Raw genomic sequence first — 21628 nt, forward strand, 5'->3', positions numbered from 1 at the left:
CGCTTTCGGGTGGCGCACGGTAGCGCCTGGCCGCGCGCGTCACAACCCGAGGCGTACACTCGCGCCATGCCCAACCGCCTCGCCGCCGAAACCAGTCCCTATCTGCGCCAGCACGCCGACAACCCGGTCGACTGGTGGCCGTGGTGCGAGGAAGCCTTCGCCACCGCGCGCCGCGAGAACAAGCCGGTGCTGCTGTCGATCGGCTACGCCGCCTGCCACTGGTGCCACGTGATGGCTCACGAGAGCTTCGAGGACGAGGCGACCGCGCGCGTCATGAACGCGCTCTACGTGAACATCAAGCTCGACCGCGAGGAGCGGCCCGACGTCGACAAGGTCTACCAGCTCGCGCACCAGGCGCTCGCGCGGCGCGGTGGCGGCTGGCCGCTGACGATGTTCCTCACCGCCGACGACCGCCTGCCGTTCTTCGCCGGCACCTACTTCCCGAAGACGCCGCGCTACGGCATGCCGGGCTTCGTGCAGGTGCTCGAAGGCGTGCGCCGCTGGCACGACGAGAAGCCGGGCGAGATGCGCGCGCAGAACGATGCGCTGGCGCGCTTCCTGGCCGACTACGGCGAAGCCGCCGCGCACGCCGAAGCGCTCGACGACGCGCCGGTCGCACGCGCGCTCGAACGCCTCGCCGCGGAATTCGATCCCGACAACGGCGGCCGCCGCGGCGGCCCGAAGTTTCCGCACGCGAGCGAGATCGAGCTGCTGCTCGACGCGGGCGGCGAAGCCGGCGCCGCGATGGCCCGCTTCACGCTGCGCTGCATGGCCGAGCGCGGCCTGCGCGACCACCTCGGCGGCGGCTTCTTCCGCTACTGCGTCGACGCGCAATGGGACATCCCGCATTTCGAGAAGATGCTGTACGACAACGCCCAGCTGCTGCCGCTGTACGCGCGCGGCGGCGATCCGGCGTTCGCCGCCGCGGCCTTCGACGCGGCGACCTGGCTGGTCGGCGAGATGAGCGCGCCGGGCGGCGGCTTCTTCAGCTCGCTCGACGCCGACTCGGAAGGCGAGGAAGGACGCTTCTACGTGTGGGACCGCGACGACGTGCACGGCCTGCTCGACGACGACGAGTACGCGCTGATCGAGCACCGCTTCGGCCTCGATCGCGAACCGAATTTCGAGCACCACGCCTGGCATCTGCGCGCCGTCGCGTCGTTGGAGGAAACCGCGATCGCGCTCGGCCTCGACGCCGCGCAAGCCGAGGAACGCTGGCTGCGCGCGCGCCGGCGGCTGCTCGTCGCACGCGGCGGGCGCGTCCGGCCCGCGCTCGACGACAAGATCCTGACCGCGTGGAACGCGCTGACCATCGCCGGCGCGGCGCGCGCGGTGCGCGCCGACGGCGAACTCGCCGCGCTGGCCGTCGAGGCCGAACGCGCGCTCGATTTCCTGCACGCGCGGCTGTGGCGCGACGGCCGCCTCTACGCCAGCCATGCGCGCGACGAGACCAAGTTCCCGGCCTATCTCGACGACCACGCATTCTTGCTCGACGCCCTGCTCGCAATGCTGCAGCTGCGCTGGAACCGCCGCGACCTGGACTGGGCGATCGCGCTCGCCGACACCCTGCTCGAACGCTTCGAGGACCGCGAACGCGGCGGCTTCTGGTTCACCGCGCACGATGCCGAAGCGCTGCCGCAACGGCCCAAGCCGTGGATGGACGAATCCCTGCCCTCCGGCAACGGCGTCGCCGCACGCGCGCTGCTCAGGCTCGGCCACCTGCTCGGCGACACGCGTTACCTCGACGCCGCCGAACGCTGCCTGCGCGCCGCGTGGCCGACGCTGGCCGAACTCCCGCACGCCTGCTGCACGCTGCTGCTCGCGCTCGGCGACTTCCTGCGCCCGCGCACGCACGTGGTGCTGCGTGCGGCCGACGGCGACGAGGCGCAGCGCTGGCAGACCGCGATCACATCCAGCACATCGAAAACGGATCTCTACCGGATTCCGCCGGAATCCTCGCCCCTGCCCGGCGTGCTCGCCGCCCAGCCGCACCGGCCCGACGGCGTTGCCTACGTCTGCCAGGGAGCCAGCTGTCTGCCGCCGGTCACACAGCCGGGTGAGCTGGGCATCCATCGATAGCCCCATCGGGCATTTCCGGCCATTTCGCAGGACGAGGCGACCCGCTGTACCATGATCGGCGTGCAGGGACTGGCGCGTCGGGGGGCGTGCTCACATGGACGATCTTTCGCCGAGCGACCTGAAGTCCATCCTTCATTCCAAGCGAGCGAATCTCTACTACCTCGAGCATTGCCGGGTATTGGTCAATGGCGGCCGCGTCGAATACGTGACCGACCAAGGCAAGCGATCGCTGTACTGGAACATTCCGATCGCGAACACGACGGCCCTGCTGCTTGGCACGGGAACCTCGATCACCCAGGCCGCGATGCGCGAACTCGCCAAGGCTGGCGTCCTGGTCGGCTTTTCCGGGGGCGGCGGGACACCGTTGTTCAGCGCCAACGAAGTCGACGTGGAAGTCGCCTGGTTTTCACCGCAGAGCGAATATCGGCCGACCGAATACCTGCAGGCTTGGGTGCGCTTCTGGTTCGACGACGATCTGCGCCTGACTGCCGCGAAGGCATTCCAGCAGGCACGCGCCCAGCGCATCCGCGCGCAATGGCAGCACCGCTCCCTTCGTGAGGCCGGCTTCACCCCGGAGATGGGGCGACTCGACGAACTGCTCGAACGCACGTCACGCCAGATCGGACTGGCTCAGGACAATACCGCGCTGCTGACCGAGGAAGCGCGCCTGACGAAGGCGCTGTTCAAGCTGGCCGTGGATACCGTCGGCTACGGAGAGTTCACGCGCGCCAAGCGCGGAACCGGCACCGATCCTGCGAACCGATTCCTCGACCACGGCAACTATCTCGCCTACGGCCTCGGCGCGACGGCGACCTGGGTACTCGGCCTGCCGCACGGTCTCGCCGTCCTGCACGGCAAGACACGTCGTGGCGGCCTGGTATTCGACGTGGCCGATCTGATCAAGGACGCCGCGATCCTGCCGCAGGCCTTCCTCTCCGCCATGCGCGGCGACGACGAGCAAGCATTCCGCCGCGCCTGCATCGAGGCGCTTACGCGCAGCGAGTCGCTCGATTTCATGATCGATACGCTCAAGTCCGTCGCGCTGGACACAGCCGCGCTGAAGGGCGCCAACACACCGGAAGGTGCGGCGTGAACGTCCTGCTGGTCAGCCAGTGCGACAAGCGCGCCTTGACCGAAACGCGTCGCATCCTCGACCAGTTCGCCGAACGTCGCGGCGACCGCACGTGGCAAACACCGATCACGCAGGACGGACTGGACACCTTGCGCAAGCTGCTGCGCAAGACCGCGCGCAAGAACACCGCCGTTGCATGCCATTGGATACGCGGCCTCGACCACAGCGAACTGCTCTGGATCGTGGGCGACGCGCGTCGCTTCAACGCGGAAGGTGCAGTGCCGACCGATACTACCGTCCGCAACGTGCTGCGCGGCGAGGACGAGAACGACTGGCACACGGCACGGGACATCCGCCTGCTCGCGCAATTGGCCGCGCTGCTGCACGACCTCGGCAAAGCCAGCGTCGCCTTCCAGGAACGGCTCCGAGGCAAGCGCACCGAGCGCAATCTGTATCGCCACGAATGGGTTTCCTTGAGGCTGTTCCAGGCCTTCGTGGGGCACGACGACGACGACGGCTGGTTGCACCGACTGGCCGATCCGGAAAAGTTCGACGAGCAGGAGTGGATCGCGCCTGCGCGTTACCAGCGCGATGGACTCGATGCCGTGGATGCCCATCCTTTCCGTCAGCTTCCTCCGCTCGCCGCTGCAATTGCCTGGCTGGTGGTCAGCCATCATCGTCTGCCGGTGGTTCCGGTCCACGGTGACGATGGCAAGCAGGCACGGCTGGGCAAGCGCGCCCGCCACTGGAGCGCGGCATGGCTGGATCGACCGCTGATGCACGTCAGCCACGATTGGAACGAGATCCGCCAAGACGCAACGACGGCCGAGACTACGCCGTACTGGCAACCCGCCGGACCGCTGCCGGTCGTCGAAGCGAGCTGGCGCGCGCACGCCGCCAGAATCGCACGCGGATTGCTGGAACGTTCGCAGGATCGCAGCAGCGAATGGCTGGACAATCCGTACGTGATGCATCTGGCGCGACTGGGGCTGATGCTCGCCGATCACCACTATTCCAGTTTGCCGCCGAATTCGGCACTGCGCGTGCGCGGCGACGGCAATACTCGCCTGTACGCCAATACCGACTGCAGCGGCGCGCTGAAGCAACCTCTGGATGAACACTTGCTCGGCGTCGCCCGCGATGCCGGCCTGGTCGTCCACGCCCTGCCCGGCTTCGAACGGCATCTCCCGCGATTGGCCAATCATCGCCGCCTGCGCAAGCGGAGCACCGACACGCGCTTCGCGTGGCAGGACAAAGCCGCCGATGCGGCGATCGGACTGCGCGAGCGCGCCCGTGAACGTGGCGCCTTCGTCGTCAACATGGCCTCCACCGGCTGCGGCAAGACGCTGGCCAACGCGCGCATCCTCTACGCTCTGGCCGATCCGCAACGCGGCCTGCGCGCTACCTACGCGCTGGGCTTGCGCACCCTGACCCTGCAGACGGGCCGCAGCTACCGACACGATCTGAACCTGAGCGACGACGAACTGGCCGTGCTGGTTGGCGGGAGCGCCAGTCGCAGCCTGTTCGAGTTCCACGAGCGCAAGGCCGAGGCACACGGCTCGGCCTCTGCGCAGAGCCTGATCGAGGAGGACTGCCACGTCCTCTACGAGGGCAATGTCACCGACCACCCTCTGCTCGCGCGCGCGATGCGCGACGCCGACATCCGCAAGCTTCTGTCCGCGCCGATGCTGGTCTGCACGGTCGATCACCTCACCCCGGCCACCGAGTCGCTTCGGGCCGGACGCCAGATCGCACCGATGCTGCGGCTGATGAGCGCCGACCTGGTACTGGACGAACTGGACGACTACGACCTGGACGACCTGCCGGCGCTGGCCCGCCTGGTGCACTGGGCCGGCCTCCTCGGCACCCGTCTGGTGCTTTCCTCCGCGACCTTGCCACCAGCGCTGGTCACCGGCATGTACCTGGCGTATCGCGCAGGACGACGGCAGTTCCACCGCAACCGAGGGACGCCGGGAGCCGCGCACGTCGACGCCGAAATCCCCTGCTTGTGGACCGACGAATTCGGTGTACAGGTCGACGACTGCAGCGATGGCGGCAGCTTCATGCAGCAACACTCGCGATTCGTCGAAGGGCGCGCCGCGAAACTGCGCGCGGCCCTACCGCTGCGCCGTTGCGAACTGCTTCCGCTGGCCATCAGCGCCCGCAAAGCCGAGCAGCAGCACGCGCAATTCGCCGCGCAGCTGCGCGACGCCTGTCTGCGCCTGCACCATGCCCACGCCGAAACCGATCCGGTCACAGGCAAGCGCGCCAGCTTCGGCCTGATACGCATGGCCAATATCGATCCGCTGTTCGATGTCGCCACGGAACTGTTCGCCCTGGGTGCCCCGGAAGGCACTCGCGTTCATCTGTGCGTCTATCACGCACGATTCCCGCTCGTGCAGCGGTCCGCCATCGAGCATTTGCTGGATACGAGCCTCAACCGCCGCGGCGACGGCGAAGCCGTGTTCCGCCTGCCCGCCATTCGCAATGCGCTGGACGCGCATGCGCAACAGGACCATCTGTTCATCGTACTGGCCAGCCCTGTCTGCGAAGTCGGCCGGGACTGGGACGCGTCCTGGGCCATTGCCGAACCTTCGTCGATGCGCTCACTGATCCAATTGGCCGGTCGCGTGCAGCGACACCGGGGAACGCCGCCCAACCAGCCCAATGTGTTGGTGTTCGAAACCAACCTGCGCCACTTTTCCCACGATCAGGCCGGACGACCGGCGTACGTGCGGCCCGGCTTCGAGAAGCAGGGTGAAGACAAGGCGGCGCGCCGTTTCCAGCTCGTCAGCCATCGTCTGGGCGAGCTGCTGGAGCCTGACGAATACCGAATCCTGACCGCCCTGCCGCGCGTGCAGCCGCGGCCGATGACGGATTGGAAGTCTCGGCAGAGCCTGACCGACCTGGAACAGGCACGCACCGCCAACAGCATGCTGCCGCCGCCGAGTCAGGATGACCTAGCGTCGACACCGCTGGAGACGGACCACGCCTTCACCAGCTGGAAGTACCCGCAGGCCGCGCTGACCGGCGTGCTGCCGCAGCAGCAGCCATTCCGCCACGACACGTTGAAGTCCGTCGCCCTGGTGTTTCTGCCGGACGAGGAAGAAGAAACGCTGTTGCTGCACCGAGTCGAAGACGATCGGCACCACCGCGGCCGTCCGCTCTACGTCACCGTCGACCGGAGTCAACGTCACGACGTCACATTGCCGATGGGGCCGCGGATCGGCGCATGGGGGTGCTTCGACCTCATGGCCTTGCTCGCCGAGCAGGCCGAGTACCTGGACCTGCCGCTGCGGGTTTGCGCGCAACGGCTGGCCAGCGTGGAAGTGCCGGCTAGCGAACAAGGATGGAGGTATCACCCATTGCTGGGCTTTGCCGAATGAAAGCCAGAGAAAGGAGGAAGCGTCTCACTCGATAAGACAGCTGCGCTTTATTTCTCAGCAACGCAGGTCATCAACCAAAGGAGGGGTGGTCGTGCCAGAACTGACAGATCGAGGAAAAGACTTTCGCGCAGCCATCGCCGGCTTCATCCAAGCCCGGCGCGAGGCCAAGCTGAAAAGCAAGGACGAGGATGCCGACACGGCGTCCAAATACGACTACGACACCTGGCTCGCCGATGCCGCACGTCGCGTCGGCCAGATCCAGGCCGTCACTCACGTGCTCAAGGCAACTCATCCAGATGCCCGCGGCAGCAGCCTGCATGTACGGCCCGATACCCTGCCCCGGCACGCCGAGATCGGCAGCCACGTCCTCGGCGCGGACTTCGCCGAAGACGTGGTCGGCAATGCCGCGGCCCTGGACGTCTACAAGCTCCTGAAGCTCGAGGTGGATGGCCGCCGCTTGCTGGACTGGATGCAGGACGGCGACACCGATCTGCGTAGCGCGCTGCATGCCGACAGCACGCTCGCTGCTGATTGGATGGCGGCGTTCGGCGGTTTGGTTCGCACCGATGCCGCGCTCGGCTCGCACGAGGCCGCCAAGCAGGTGTACTGGCTGGCCGAGGGGGAACCCACCGACGATGCCGGCTACCATCTGCTGCAACCGATGTTTTCCAGCAGCCTCGCCCAGGCGGCGCATGCCGAGATTCAGGAAGCGCGCTTCGGTGAGGAAAACAAGATTGCCCGACAGGCATTCCGCGGCAGGGACGCACACGAGTCTGCCTATCGTGACTATCGCAATCTGGTCGCGCGCAAGCTGGGTGGCACCAAGCCGCAGAACATCTCCCAGCTCAACAGCGAACGTGGCGGCATCAACTATCTGCTGGCTTCGCTGCCGCCCAGCTGGGATGTCGAGCATCCGCAGAAGCTGCTGAGGATCGGCTCGGCCATGGAGCGGCTGACCTGGTTCAAGGGCGTGCGCGGCAACGTCAGGCGGTTGGCCGAATTCCTGCTCGGCGATCCTCCGGCCAACGACAGGACTCGCGAAACACGACGGCGCATCGAGCAGGAGCTCGGCACGCAGCTGGCCCTGTATGCCGCCGAAACGTGGGCGCGCTTCGAGCCGGGCTGGACCCGTGACGAGCAGTGCACCTTGCCGCTGCACCAGAAGATCTGGCTGGACCCCGGCCGGACGGAGGAGATCGCACAGGACCCTCTCGATCCTGCGCACAGCGACGACGACAGGGATTTCCATGCCGCCTTCGTCTTCGGCAACTGGCCCGACCAGGTGGCTGGCGACTTCGCGAACTGGGTCAACGAACGCCTGCGCGAAGCCGGCCTGACCAACGTCGGCGATGCCGAATACGGTCATTGGGCGAAACAGGCCATCGTCGAAGCCGCGTGGCCGGTACCGGTGCAGCGGCGTGCACCGAAGGGAGGTCAGGCATGAACGCCTGCCCTACTTTCAGCCATCTGCTCGTACTGCCGCATTTGCGGATTCAGAACGCCAATGCGATCTCCAGCCCGCTGACTCACGGCTTTCCGTCGATGACGGCCTTCCTCGGCCTGATGTGGGCGCTTCAACGCAAGGCACACGCGAGCGGACTCGACATCCATCTCCGGGCGGTCGGCGTCGTCTGCCACGGGCACCAGGAACAGGCTTCCCGCGGCGGCTTCGTCAGTGCCTTCCATCTGACGCGCAATCCCGTCGGCAAGGATGGAGGCAGCGCCGCCATCGTGGAGGAAGGCCGCATCCATCTGGAACTGAGCTTGCTGCTGGCCGCGGACAGCCCGCGCTGGAACCTCGAGCCCGAAGCACTTGACGGCGATCTGGCAGCGTTGGCGGAGCATCTGGCCGGCATGCGCATCGCCGGCGGCTCGGTGTTGCCGCCGGCGCAGCCGTGGCGACATCGCTACAAGCCGTGGGCGATCGACCTTACCGGCGCTGCGCAGGATCGCAGTGCCCTGTTCCGGAAAGCACGAATGCGGCTGCTGCCAGGCTTCGCCCTCGTCAGCCGCGACGACCGGCTGGAGCAGCGCTTGCAGCAGTTGCAGAAAGCGGCACCGGATGCGACACGCCTGGACGCGTGGTTGTCGCTCTCGCGCGTCAATTGGCATTGGTCGGCGGAGGAAGACGACGGCAAGGGCCGCTGGCGCAATGATCGCACCGGCCAAGGCTGGATCGTCCCGATCCCGGTCGGCTACGGCGCACTGGGAGAGCTGCACCCTGCCGGCAGCGTCGCCAATGCACGCGATGCCACGACGCCATTTCGCTTCGTCGAAAGCCTGTACTCCGTCGGCGAATGGATCAGCCCGCACCGCGTGACCGCGGCCGAGCAACTGCTCTGGTACGCCGATACCCGTTCCGAAACCGGCCTGTACCGGTGCAGCAACGACCATGCCCGCTCGATCGACGACGAGCTGGATTTCATTCCCGAATTTGATCTGACCTGACCACGCAGAAGGAATCCGACATGTCCAAGGAACTCAAGACCGCCTCCGTCCTGGCCTTTGAACGCAAGCTCGATCCCTCCGACGCGCTGTTCCACGCCGGTCCCTGGGCGCAGCGCGACCGCTCCGATGCCTGGAAGCCGGTGCGGATCGCCGCAAAATCCGTGCGCGGCACCATTTCCAATCGCCTCAAGACCAGCGGCCAGGATCCGGCGAAGCTGGACGCCGCCATCCAGAACCCGAACCTGCAAACCGTGGATGTGGCTGCTCTTCCCGCCGATGCCGATACGCTGAAAGTGAACTTCACGCTTCGCGTGCTCGGCGGCACGGGTGAGCCCTCCGCCTGCAACGACGCCGCGTACCGGCAGAAGCTGCTCGCCACCGTGAAGGAGTATGTACAGCAACACGGCTTCGAGGAACTCGCGCGCCGCTACGCCGCCAATCTGGCGAACGCTCGCTTCCTGTGGCGCAATCGCATCGGTGCCGAGCAAGTGGAGGTAACGGTCGCTCATTTGAAGGACGGCAAGCCAGCAATGCAGTGGACCTTCGATGCGCTGGCCCATTCGCTGCGCGAACTCGCTGCACCGGCCACCGACGCCTCGCAACTGCAACAGCTGGCCGGAGTCATCGGAAAGGGACTGGCCGGAGATGGTCACGTACTCCTGCAAGTCACTGCCTTCGTTCGCGTGGGAGCCGGACAGGAAGTGTTCCCATCGCAGGAACTCATCCTGGACAAGGACAACAGCAAGAAGAGCCGGACGCTCTATCACGTCGACGAGGTCGCGGCGATTCATTCGCAGAAGATCGGCAATGCGCTGCGCACCATCGACACCTGGTATCCGGAAGCCGCCGACAACGGCCCGATTGCCGTCGAACCGTACGGTTCGGTCACCACGCAGGGCAAGGCCTATCGGCAGCCGAAGGAAAAGGCGGACTTTTACAACCTGCTCGATGCCTGGGTACTCAAGGACAAGGCGCCGGAGCCCGAACAACAGCACTTCGTCATCGCCACGTTGATTCGAGGCGGCGTATTCGGCGAAGCGGGCTGACCACCATGACCACCCACTACGTCGACCTCACCGTCGTGCCGGATTCCGAAACCGGCGCGCCGCAATTGCTCGGAGCGCTGCACGATCGGCTGCACGTTGCCCTCGTGCAGCACCAGCTGGAGGGCATCGGCATCAGCTTTCCCGGCTACAGCATTCAGCCACGAACCCTGGGCGCGATCCTGCGACTGCACGGGACCGAAGCGTCGCTGAGCCGGTTGCTCGGAACGGATTGGCTCAAGGCCCTGCGAGACCACGTCCGAGTGACGACGATTGCAGCCGCCCCTGCACAATCGCGGCATCGGACCGTGCGGCGAAAGCAATTCAAGACCAGCGCCGAACGATTGCGCCGCCGACGCATGCGCCGAAAAAGCGAGACGGCGGAGCAAGCGGCGAAAGCCATTCCATCCAGCGTCGAACGCACGCCCGATCTTCCCTACCTGCACATCCGAAGCCGCAGCACCGGCCAACCGTTCTGTCTCTTCATCGCCTTGGGCCCCCTCTCCACGGATCCCGTGCCCGGCGACTTCAACAGCTACGGTTTGAGTGGAACTGCAACGGTTCCGTGGTTCTGACCCTTTTTTTGAAGCCCTCGGGCGATCCTTGAAAATCAACCTCTTGCGCTTGCCTTCCTGAAATGGAGGCAAGCGCTTCTTTGACTGTTTTTTCATATCCGTCAAAGGATTGACGCGGAAATTGCTTAGTTCGCTGCCGCGCAGGCAGCTCAGAAAACGGATCAGACCGATGAGCGATCGACGAGTGCGTTCGCTGCCGCGCAGGCAGCTCAGAAAATCGCGAAGACGATGGGCGGCGGCACCACGAAGTTCGCTGCCGCGCAGGCAGCTCAGAAATGCACGTGAAGCAGACGGCCGCCGAGGTGAACGTTCGCTGCCGCGCAGGCAGCTCAGAAATTTCCGAATCTCTGGAGCAGATCACCATGAACGTTCGCTGCCGCGCAGGCAGCTCAGAAATCGTCCGCGAACACCGCGGTGAGGAACGACAGGTTCGCTGCCGCGCAGGCAGCTCAGAAAAGCCCCGGCGCCTTCGCCGGAAGAACAGCACGTGTTCGCTGCCGCGCAGGCAGCTCAGAAAATCTACGGTGGCAAGGAGGGTGTCTTCGACAGGTTCGCTGCCGCGCAGGCAGCTCAGAAAGACGAACTGCGCCAGGCCGTGCAGGCGTCGATGTTCGCTGCCGCGCAGGCAGCTCAGAAAGAAGTACAACACGGCTTTAACGTCTGCTGCGTGTTCGCTGCCGCGCAGGCAGCTCAGAAAGCCTTCGTAGTAGCGCGCGTTCGCATCCACGCGTTCGCTGCCGCGCAGGCAGCTCAGAAAGGTCGTGACGATCTGCCCCGTTGAGCCGTTGAGTTCGCTGCCGCGCAGGCAGCTCAGAAATCGAAGCAATGACGCTCTGTGGGGCGCGTTCGGTTCGCTGCCGCGCAGGCAGCTCAGAAAGCCCCAATACACGCCAGCGCTCAGCAATAGCGGTTCGCTGCCGCGCAGGCAGCTCAGAAAATGAAGGGGGGCACGCGATACCACCGGCATATGTTCGCTGCCGCGCAGGCAGCTCAGAAATGAGTCGAGCGCGAACGCATAACCGCCGGTTCGTTCGCTGCCGCGCAGGCAGCTCAGAAATGTCCGACCTGCAAGCCACAGGGCTGTTTTTCGTTCGCTGCCGCGCAGGCAGCTCAGAAAGTACATGGTCAATGCACATGACCTTTGGTATCGTTCGCTGCCGCGCAGGCAGCTCAGAAAACACGAGCGGTCTAGCAAGACGGCCCTTCCGTGTTCGCTGCCGCGCAGGCAGCTCAGAAAATCCGCATCTTCGGTGCCGAGCTGGATGGGATGTTCGCTGCCGCGCAGGCAGCTCAGAAAAGCCTGTGAGGATTGGCCGGTCACCTTTTCACGTTCGCTGCCGCGCAGGCAGCTCAGAAAATCGGCCCAGTGCGCAGGACCAAGAACGTGGGGTTCGCTGCCGCGCAGGCAGCTCAGAAATTCTCGGCCACGAGCATGATCGCCCACACCAAGTTCGCTGCCGCGCAGGCAGCTCAGAAACGGAGATGCGTTCGAGCATCGCCGTGGCGAAGGTTCGCTGCCGCGCAGGCAGCTCAGAAAAGTAGCAGGAAGTCGAAAGCGCCGTCGTAGTTGTTCGCTGCCGCGCAGGCAGCTCAGAAAAGTCGTTGATGGCGGGCTTCTTCATTCACAGCGTTCGCTGCCGCGCAGGCAGCTCAGAAAAATTTGAATGTCGTTAGCGGTTGTCATTTGCAGTTCGCTGCCGCGCAGGCAGCTCAGAAACCTTCGTTGCGCTTAGTCAGGTCGTGCATGTAGTTCGCTGCCGCGCAGGCAGCTCAGAAAGGCGGAGCCAGTCAGCCGAACGACTTCGGTCGACGTTCGCTGCCGCGCAGGCAGCTCAGAAAAGAAGTAGAGCTCGAACCCGTACTCGCCCGAGGTTCGCTGCCGCGCAGGCAGCTCAGAAAGAACAATCCGAACTGGCCGGGGGGCTGCTGGCGTTCGCTGCCGCGCAGGCAGCTCAGAAAGCACCCAGAGGGCGCGGTCGAGTTCGGCGAGGGTTCGCTGCCGCGCAGGCAGCTCAGAAAGTACCCTGCGTCCAGCGCGAGCGCGTCGGATGGTTCGCTGCCGCGCAGGCAGCTCAGAAATCCGCGCCGAGGATCGGATCGCGTGACCGGGAGTTCGCTGCCGCGCAGGCAGCTCAGAAAACAAGAGATGCTGGCCAAGCGCGCAAAAGGGCGTTCGCTGCCGCGCAGGCAGCTCAGAAAGCAGCGATCGCCTGGAAGCGTACGTCCAGATTGTTCGCTGCCGCGCAGGCAGCTCAGAAAATATCGGAGGCGACTCCAATATAGAAGCAGACGTTCGCTGCCGCGCAGGCAGCTCAGAAACGACAAGACCCGGCAAGACCTCGCGAGCCAAGGTTCGCTGCCGCGCAGGCAGCTCAGAAATGAGCCACCTAATGTGACTCAGCCTCCGCATCGTTCGCTGCCGCGCAGGCAGCTCAGAAAACCAATCACTGGGAAGGAAGATGCGACCTTCGGTTCGCTGCCGCGCAGGCAGCTCAGAAATAATGATGCGTCGTGTAGGCAGCCGCCGCCGTGTTCGCTGCCGCGCAGGCAGCTCAGAAACGAGAACGAAACTCAGCACCGCGAGCAGACCCGTTCGCTGCCGCGCAGGCAGCTCAGAAAATCACCGGACATGGATCGACGTCCATCGTGTAGTTCGCTGCCGCGCAGGCAGCTCAGAAAGTCGTGGTCGACCGGCGATCGTTGGTCGTTCGGTTCGCTGCCGCGCAGGCAGCTCAGAAAAGATCAGGGAAGTCCTGCACGGCATTCCCAATGTTCGCTGCCGCGCAGGCAGCTCAGAAAACACCCATGAAACGCTTCATCACTCACCTCCGGTTCGCTGCCGCGCAGGCAGCTCAGAAAGTTCTGGCCGGTGATCAAATAAATCATGTTGGTGTTCGCTGCCGCGCAGGCAGCTCAGAAATAATTCTTTCGCCATTCGCTCGATGACAGGTGCGTTCGCTGCCGCGCAGGCAGCTCAGAAAGCGTACAGATCGTCGTCGCTGAGCGTGGGCAGGTTCGCTGCCGCGCAGGCAGCTCAGAAAGAGACAAGAGGGCCGCCTGAGATGGGCATCCCGTTCGCTGCCGCGCAGGCAGCTCAGAAATTCCCGAGGAACGCCGCAAGCAGATCGCAAAGGTTCGCTGCCGCGCAGGCAGCTCAGAAATCGATGCCGCCCTCGCCGCCGTGCGCGGAGGTGTTCGCTGCCGCGCAGGCAGCTCAGAAATTCATCGGGGCCGACATGTTCCGTACCGTCTGGTTCGCTGCCGCGCAGGCAGCTCAGAAACACACGCGCGTCGCTGCAAGCGGATGCGGACTGTTCGCTGCCGCGCAGGCAGCTCAGAAAATCCGGCCGCACCCACAGGGCGCGATCGAGTTGTTCGCTGCCGCGCAGGCAGCTCAGAAATTGCCGGTGAGCGTGCGCAGCGGCACGTCCTCGTTCGCTGCCGCGCAGGCAGCTCAGAAAGCTTGTCGGCGCCATTTTTTTGGCTAGCGTGGGTTCGCTGCCGCGCAGGCAGCTCAGAAAAGAGCACTAGCAAGATGAAGGTCGGCGAGATGGTTCGCTGCCGCGCAGGCAGCTCAGAAATTCTGGCGAAGCTGCCGGAGATCACCGACATGGTTCGCTGCCGCGCAGGCAGCTCAGAAAGTGTGGAACGACAGCGGCTGCGGGCTCGGCCCGTTCGCTGCCGCGCAGGCAGCTCAGAAATTACCCATGTTCGTGACTCCTCGATTGTTGGTGTTCGCTGCCGCGCAGGCAGCTCAGAAAAGCGTGACGGTCAGGGTCTGCGGAACGACATCGTTCGCTGCCGCGCAGGCAGCTCAGAAAGACAAGGCGGGCAAGGCGCCGGCCAAGAAGGCGTTCGCTGCCGCGCAGGCAGCTCAGAAAATTCGGGAGAGGTCACTTCCGTGCTGCCGCACGTTCGCTGCCGCGCAGGCAGCTCAGAAATTGTACGCCGCAGCCAGGACCTTGGCCGACAAGTTCGCTGCCGCACAGGCAGCTCAGAAAATCGGCCAACGCTGTACGCACTGTTGAAGCGCGTTCGCTGCCGCACAGGCCGCACAGAAAAGCTGGGAGAGGGAAGTCCCAAGAGTCTTTCGCGTTCGCTGCCGCACAGGCAGCTCAGAAAAGACAAGCGCCCAGATCATCATGGAGAGTGTGGTTCGCTGCCGCACAGGCAGCTCAGAAACTCTGACTCCCCCGAGTTCCCCCGGATACCCCGTTCGCTGCCGCACAGGCAGCTCAGAAATACGCCGATCCGCTCGGCCCCGCCCTCATCGAGTTCGCTGCCGCACAGGCAGCTCAGAAAATTGTAGAGGCCGAGGACGAAGGCAGCGGCGAGTTCGCTGCCGCACAGGCAGCTCAGAAAAGCACAAGCACCGCGGCGAGCACCGACAGAATGTTCGCTGCCGCACAGGCAGCTCAGAAAATAACGGAATTGGACCGAGCCGCGTACATCGTCGTTCGCTGCCGCACAGGCAGCTCAGAAAGGCTGGAACTGCGCGATGAACTGCCGATAGTTGTTCGCTGCCGCACAGGTAGCTCAGAAATGCGCGTCGATCGACGACTTAATGAACCCGGCGTTCGCTGCCGCACAGGCAGCTCAGAAAAAGGAGAACGCGGCCGTCTCCCTGCGCAACGAGTTCGCTGCCGCACAGGCAGCTCAGAAAATGTAGAACTGCCGGCTGATCGACGCGTCGATGTTCGCTGCCGCACAGGCAGCTCAGAAAGATCAGGTCGATCTTGATCTGCGTGCTGGCGAGTTCGCTGCCGCACAGGCAGCTCAGAAAGAGTGCAGCCGTTTATAGAACTGGCTGATGAGGTTCGCTGCCGCGCAGGCAGCTCAGAAAAAGACTACGCAGGCGACATCCTCGCGGAGTTGGTTCGCTGCCGCGCAGGCAGCTCAGAAAAGCGAATGCGATCGCTGGGCATTCACCCTGAGGTTCGCTGCCGCGCAGGCAGCTCAGAAATTCGCCTTGTTCTTGGGATTCGGCGCCGCCTTGTTCGCTGCCGCGCAGGCAGCTCAGAAATTTGGGGCCGCATGGCGGTGATCTACGGGGGAGTTTGCTGCCGCGCAGGCAGCTCAGAAAAACTCAGCCCCCGTCGACGCAATCGATTTCTGGTTCGCTGCCGCGCAGGCAGCTCAGAAAGTGGACGAGTCGCAGGCCGTGACCGTGGACGAGTTCACCGCCGCGCAGGCAGCTCCCAATCCATCGCGTAAACACTCCCCCGTCCGAAGCGCCCTGCCCGGCATCCTGCAGGCCCAGGCACATCGCGAAGGCGGCGTCGCCTACGTCTGCCACGGCCTGCATTGCGAGCCGCCCGCGACCGAGCCGGATGTGCTGGCCGCGTACTGACCGGCGCATTCCGCGCGGAGCGTGCCGCGCGCGCATCGGCACCCGCCCTCATGCCCATGGGCGCTGGGCTAAACTGCCTGCGTGAAAGAAACCTTGTGGGCCTTTGGCGAATTTCGTCTGCACGTGGCTGCGCGCGAGCTCCACCGCGGCGATCGGCTCGTCGAGCTGGGGCCGCGTGCGTTCGACGGGCTGGTCTGGCTGCTGCAGCACGCCGATCGCGCGGTCGGGCGCGACGAGCTGGCGGCGGCCGTATGGGGTCGCGCCAACGTCACCGACACGCAGATCGACCAGCTCATTCGCAAGCTGCGCCGCGTCCTCGGCGACGCCGGCGGCGAACAGCGCCTCATCCGCACGGTGCCGCGCTTCGGCTATCGCTGGGTCGCGCCGACGCATCCCGTCGAAGACGTCGAAGGCCTCACCCGCGAGCCGCCGGCGCACGCACCGGCGCCGCCGCATCCCGGTGCGCTACGCAGACGGCCGCCCCGTTCCGTGGTGCTCGCGTCGGTACTGGTCGCGACCGGGCTGGCGCTGAGCGGCTCGGGCGACCGCGGCGGAGTGCTGCGCGCCGACGCGCCGGCGGACGGCACGTACGCGGTAGCCGTCATGCCGACGCGCGTCGACGAGGACACCGACGAATCCTGGCGCTGGCTGCGCATGGGGCTCATGGACCTCGCCGCGTCGCGGCTGCGCGAAGCGGGCCTTCGCGTGGTGCCGCTCGACAACGTGCTCGTCCTGGCCGATGCGGACGGCGGACGAATCGATGCCGACGGCGTGGCCGCCGCCACCGGCGCCCGGCAGGTGATCGAGACGCGCATCCAGCGGACGTCGCTGGGATGGCGCCTGCACGCCACCCTGCACGACGGCGCGGCCGACGAACGCGATGCGGAAGCGCAGGCGCCCGATCCGATCGTCGCCACGCGCGACGCGATGGATCGCCTGATGTTCACGATCGGCCGGCCGCTGAAGGCACCGTCGGGCGACGCGGGAATGGGATCTCCCGATGCCTGGCTGCATCGGCTCGACGCGGCGCTGTACGCGCGCGACCTGGACAACGCCCAGGCGCTGATCGACCAGGCGCGCGACACGCTGTCGTATCCGGATCATCCCGAGCTGATCCTGCGCCAGGCCGAGGTGGCGCGCGAGCGCGGCGACTTCGAGTTCGCCCGCGAGCGCTACGCGGCCGCGCTGTCCTCGCGCACGCCGCAGCGCCTGGACGCCCGGTCGCGCGCGCGCGCCTTGCTCGGCCTGGCCGTGACCGAAGTCAAACTCGACAACGCGGCGCGCGGCAGCGAACTCCTCGCCGAGACCGTTTCCGCGACGGAAGAGGAATCGCTGGTCGACCTGCACGGCATGGCGCTGGCGAACATCGCCGTGCTGCAGGCCCTGCGCGGCAGCAGCGACGGCGCGACCAGGGTCTTCGCCGACGCGCGGGCTGCACTGAAGATGGCGGGAGACTCGCTGACGCTGGCGCGCGTGGACGCCAACCAGGCCGCGTCGCTCGCGCTGATGCACAGGCACGCCGAGGCCAGCCTTCTGCTGGACGGCGCGATCGAACGCATGCGGCGATTCGGGCCGACCGACACGCTGGCTTCCGCGCTCGGCAACCGCATCCACCTGGATCTCGCCCTGCTCCAGCCGCTGCATGCGCTCGCCGTCGCCGAACAGGCCGAAGACTTCCTCGACAAGGTGGGCGAACCGCGGCAGAAGGCGATCCTGCGCCTGCAGCAGATCCGCGCGTTCCTGGCCAACGGCCGCTACGCGCAGGCGCGGGCGCACCTGGCCGCCATCGAAGTCACCGTGCCGCAATCGGATCTGGACGCGCTCGCCTCGAGCCTCAAGGAAATGAAAGCCAGGCTCGCCTGGGCCGAAGGCGACGAGAACGCGGCGATCACGCTGGCCGGCGAGGCGCTGGACGCGGTCACGCCGGACAAGCCGCCGACGCTGGCGACCTCGCAGCGGCTGAGCGCCCTCAGCCTGGAACGCCTGCGCGCGCTGCACCGCGCCGGCCGCCTCGACGAGGCCGCCAGCGAGGCGAAGCGATTGGCCGGCTGGGCCGCTTCCCGTTCCGATCCGCTCGTGCAGCTGCGCGCGGACGTCGCCGCTGCCGAGCATTCCCTCGCCCGCGGCGACCGGGCCCGGGCGGATGGACTGTTCCGCAAGACACTCCAATCCACCGCCTCGATCGCCGTCGCCGACCGCGTGGACGCGATCCTCGCCTGGGTCGGCGCCCTCCTCGACGGCGGAGCCGTCGACGAAGCCGGCCGGGTGATCGCGCGGATCACGCCCTGGGTGGACCAGTGCTTCGAATGCAGCCTCGCGCAGGCGCGGCTGTACCGCGAGCTGGGCCAGTGGGCCGCCGAATCGGAAGCCCTGCGCAGCGCGCGACGCCTGGCCGGAGAACGCGCGATCCCGCCGGCGGCCGTGGCCTGGCGCGCGGCGCCCCTGCCCCTGCAGGGCGCGGCGGGCGCTCCGGGCCCGGATTGACGTCGGCCAGAAATCCCTTTGTTCACAATGCGTTGCCGGGCGCGATCAGGCGCAATCTAGGGTGCGTGCATGCGCCTCGTCCGCAATGCACGCAGAGTCGGGCGATACCGCCCGAGCGATGGCCGGGCGGCACACCGCACCCAGGAGCGAAGTCGTGTCCATGCCCATCCGTCTCATGTTCCATTGCGCCGTGCTGGTGTCGCTGTGCATTCTCGCCGCCGCTTCGGCGCGCCCGCTCTCCGCCGCCACGCTGGCTGTCGACACCTGCCTGGACGACGGCAGCGCCGGCAGCCTGCGCGCCGTCGCCGCGGCGGCCGCGAACGGCGACGTCGTCGACCTGTCCTCGCTCACCTGCGGCACGCTCACGCTCAGCCAGGGCGCGATCCAGATCGGCACGCTCGGCGAGTTCGATCCTTCCGCGCCGCCCTTCGACCTGGTGTTCCGCGGCCCCGGCGCGGCGCAGCTCACGCTGGCCGGCTCCGGCAGCGACCGCCTGTTCGCCGTGCTGCGCATGGGCCAGCTGCGCTTGGAAGGACTCACGCTGAGCGGCGGCGTGACGCCGGAGGTCGATCCGATCGACGCCAGCCTGGCCGCCATGGGCGGCTGCCTGTTCGCGGTCGACGACCTGTACCTGAAGGATTCGGTGCTCGGCAACTGCCGCGCCATGTTCGGCGGCGGCGCCTTCTCGGTGATCGGCAACATCACCGCGGAGGACAGCGAGATCTTCGGCAACGTCAACGAAGTGCCGCCCGGCGTGTCGAGCTCGCAGGCGGCCGGCAGCGCGGCGATGGCGATGAACGGCGGCCAGTTCGGCAAGGGCGACGTCACCCTGATCCGCAGCCGCGTGCACGACAACGTCGCCACGGCGCCGGCCGTGCTCGGCGGCGCCCTGTTCGTCAACGGCAACCTGACGCTGACCGACAGCCGCCTGCACGACAACCAGGCGCACGGCACGACGGCCGGCGCGCAGGGCGGCGGCGCGGCGGTGGTGCGCAACACGACCATCACGCGCAGCCGCATCGACCACAACGCCGCCTTCGGCGCCGCGCTCGGAATGGGCGGCGGCCTCTACAGCGCGAACCTGGCGCTGACCGTCACCGACAGCGTGATCGACGCCAACCGCGCGGCCGGCTCCAACCAGGCCATCGGCGGCGGCCTCTACACGCAGAGCCTCTCCGATCCGGGCCTGATCGTGAACAGCACGTTCTCGGCAAACCGCGCCGAGATCAGCAGCGGCGCCGGCGCCGCCGCCGTCGACGCCGAAACGCGACGCCTGCTGTCCGGCTTCGGCATCGGGCAGGCCTCGCTCGACGGTTTTCCGGTGGGCTCGGCCACCGGCGGCGCGATTTCCGCGCAGCAGGCGCTGACGGTGAGAAACAGCACGATCGCCTTCAACTACAGCTCCGGCACCGGCGGCGGCCTGATGCAGACCGGCGGCAACGAAGCCCTGCAGTTCGAGGCGCCGCTGGTGCTGGAAAGCTCGATCGTCGCGCGCAACGACGCGCAGTCGGAGAACGACCTCACCGGCGCGGTCAACGCCGGCTTCGTCGTCGATCTCAGCGGCAGCCACAGTCTCGTGCAGATCGTGCGACCTGCCATCGCGCTGCCGCCCGACACCTTGCGCGTGGACCCGCAGCTCGCCGCGCTGGCCGACAACGGCGGCGGCACGCTCACCCACGCCCTGCGCTTCGGCAGCCCGGCGATCGACGCCGGCAGCAATCCGTCCGGACTGCCCTTCGACCAGCGCGGCGACGGTTACGCGCGCACGCTGGGCGCGGCCACCGACATCGGCGCCTGGGAGTTCAACCTCGACGACGTCCGCTACCTCGTCACGCCGACGGTCGCGGGCAACGGCACCCTCTCGCCGGACACGCCGCAGGAAACCGTGCCCGGGGAAACCGTCGCCTTCGTGCTGACGCCCGCACCCGGACACCAGATCTGGGCGATCGACGGCAGCTGCGAGGGCGCCCTCGTCGACGACGTCTACACCACCGCACCGGTCACCGGCGACTGCAGCGTGAACGTGCAGTTCGTCGACAGCGCACAGATTCCGCTGGCGAACATCGCCCCCGGCACGATCGACCTGTCGCTGGCCTCCGGGGAAACCGGCGGCGGCATTCTCGCCATCGGCAACGTCGGCACCGGCCTTCTGGAGTGGTCGCTGCACGACGCGCTGGCGAAGAGCCTCCGCACGCCGCTCGCGCCGGCGGAAAAACCATCGCAGCGCGGCGACGTCACGCTCGGCACGGCCGCGACGCGCAGCGGCCCGGCGCCGGTTTCATTGACCGGCCTCGGCTCCGTGCGCGGCGCGCTGGCGCTTTCGCAGACCGGCAATCTGACGCCTTCGCCGACGACCTCCGCCGCGTGCAAGGAAGACAACGACCTGTACACGGTTGAAAACCACTATCTGCGGCGCTTCTACTTCGCCGACCACGCGGGCGTCGGCACCGCCGTGAGCATCCAGAGCGTGGACGTCGGCGTCGAGTCGAGCACCGGCCAGACCATTCACGTCAACCTGTACACGGTGCCGGCCGGCACGGTGGCCGAGACGATTCCGCTCGCCGACCTGGTGCCGATCGGCTCCGGCAGCATCACCGTTCCGGCCGGCATGGCGCTGACGACGATCAACGTTCCGGTCAGCGCGATCGTCGCCGACACCGCAGCGAACGACCTCGTCGTCGAAGTGGTCGGCGACGGCACCGGCGACGGCACCCACTTCTACATGGGTTCCACGCCGTCACCGGAAACGCATCTGAGCTTCTTCATGGCGCCGGAGTGCGGCATCGACACGCCGGTCACGCCGGCCAGCATCGGCTTCCCGAACATGCACGTGATCCTGGTCGTCAACGTCGACGACGAGCCGCCCGCGCTGCCCGGCTGCCAGAACCCGAACGACATCCCGTGGCTGAGCGCGTCGCCGGCATCCGGCAGCACCGCCGCGGGCGACAGCAGCGAGGTGAACATCGAGGTGGATGCCGGCGGACTCGCGCCGGGCGACTACAGCGCACTCGTGTGCGTGGCCAGCAACGACATGGGCGGGCACCCGCTGACGGAAGTGCCCGTCCACCTGAGCGTGACGCCGCCGGTCGATACCGACTGCCTGTTCGCCGACGGCTTCGAGGAAGGCGGCGACGGGCGATGCCCCGGCCGCTGATGCCGCTTGAGGAAATTCCCGTTGCGCGCGCCGCAGG

The 21628-nt window shown here is 66.7% G+C and carries 9 protein-coding genes and 1 CRISPR repeat array; all 9 genes read left to right on the plus strand.

The features are described from left to right. Nucleotides 1–66: 66 nt before the first annotated feature. The 9 genes from ACFO6Q_RS04420 (at nt 67) to ACFO6Q_RS04460 (ending at nt 21591) form a co-directional block, all read left to right on the plus strand. A complete protein-coding gene (locus tag ACFO6Q_RS04420; protein ID WP_380019333.1) occupies nt 67–2079 on the plus strand; it encodes a thioredoxin domain-containing protein in 2013 nt (670 codons plus the stop codon). Between the two features lie 94 nt (nt 2080–2173). Then, nucleotides 2174–3172, plus strand: coding sequence for a type I-F CRISPR-associated endonuclease Cas1f (cas1f, locus tag ACFO6Q_RS04425; protein WP_380019334.1), 999 nt, complete (start codon nt 2174–2176; stop codon nt 3170–3172). Then, on the plus strand, nt 3169–6537 hold the full coding sequence (gene cas3f, locus ACFO6Q_RS04430) for a type I-F CRISPR-associated helicase Cas3f (protein WP_380019335.1): 3369 nt from the start codon (nt 3169–3171) through the stop codon (nt 6535–6537). Before cas1f ends, cas3f begins: the two co-directional genes overlap by 4 nt. A gap of 91 nt (nt 6538–6628) precedes the next feature. Next, nucleotides 6629–7981: a type I-F CRISPR-associated protein Csy1 gene (gene csy1, locus ACFO6Q_RS04435; protein WP_380019336.1), complete on the plus strand. Its 1353-nt coding sequence runs from the start codon at nt 6629–6631 to the stop codon at nt 7979–7981. Then, the gene (gene csy2 / locus ACFO6Q_RS04440) at nt 7978–8985 is read left to right on the plus strand and encodes a type I-F CRISPR-associated protein Csy2 (protein WP_380019337.1); all 1008 of its coding nucleotides are present in this window, start codon (nt 7978–7980) and stop codon (nt 8983–8985) included. The genes csy1 and csy2 overlap by 4 nt, the downstream gene beginning before the upstream one ends. A 20-nt stretch (nt 8986–9005) precedes the next feature. Continuing rightward, nucleotides 9006–10031, plus strand: coding sequence for a type I-F CRISPR-associated protein Csy3 (gene csy3 / locus ACFO6Q_RS04445; RefSeq protein ID WP_380019338.1), 1026 nt, complete (start codon nt 9006–9008; stop codon nt 10029–10031). 5 nt (nt 10032–10036) lie between these two features. Beyond that, nucleotides 10037–10603, plus strand: a complete 567-nt coding sequence (gene cas6f / locus ACFO6Q_RS04450; protein WP_380019339.1) for a type I-F CRISPR-associated endoribonuclease Cas6/Csy4 — start codon at nt 10037–10039, stop codon at nt 10601–10603. Between the two features lie 128 nt (nt 10604–10731). Then, a CRISPR array of direct repeats spans nt 10732–15806; the repeat unit is 28 nt; unit sequence GTTCGCTGCCGCGCAGGCAGCTCAGAAA. A 270-nt stretch (nt 15807–16076) separates the two neighbouring features. Then, nucleotides 16077–18437, plus strand: coding sequence for a winged helix-turn-helix domain-containing protein (locus tag ACFO6Q_RS04455; protein ID WP_380019340.1), 2361 nt, complete (start codon nt 16077–16079; stop codon nt 18435–18437). 160 nt (nt 18438–18597) lie between these two features. Beyond that, nucleotides 18598–21591: a choice-of-anchor Q domain-containing protein gene (locus ACFO6Q_RS04460; protein ID WP_380019341.1), complete on the plus strand. Its 2994-nt coding sequence runs from the start codon at nt 18598–18600 to the stop codon at nt 21589–21591. The last annotated feature ends 37 nt before the right edge of the window (nt 21592–21628 follow it).

The sequence above is a fragment of the Dokdonella ginsengisoli genome (assembly GCF_042652785.1).
Taxonomy (GTDB): domain Bacteria; phylum Pseudomonadota; class Gammaproteobacteria; order Xanthomonadales; family Rhodanobacteraceae; genus Dokdonella_A; species Dokdonella_A ginsengisoli.

Coding starts and splice junctions, on each gene's coding strand:
- csy2 (WP_380019337.1), top strand. CDS start 7,978: ATGAACGCCTGCCCTACTTTCAGCCATCTGCTCGTACTGCCGCATTTG.
- cas6f (WP_380019339.1), top strand. CDS start 10,037: ATGACCACCCACTACGTCGACCTCACCGTCGTGCCGGATTCCGAAACC.
- ACFO6Q_RS04460 (WP_380019341.1), top strand. CDS start 18,598: ATGCCCATCCGTCTCATGTTCCATTGCGCCGTGCTGGTGTCGCTGTGC.
- csy3 (WP_380019338.1), top strand. CDS start 9,006: ATGTCCAAGGAACTCAAGACCGCCTCCGTCCTGGCCTTTGAACGCAAG.
- cas1f (WP_380019334.1), top strand. CDS start 2,174: ATGGACGATCTTTCGCCGAGCGACCTGAAGTCCATCCTTCATTCCAAG.
- ACFO6Q_RS04420 (WP_380019333.1), top strand. CDS start 67: ATGCCCAACCGCCTCGCCGCCGAAACCAGTCCCTATCTGCGCCAGCAC.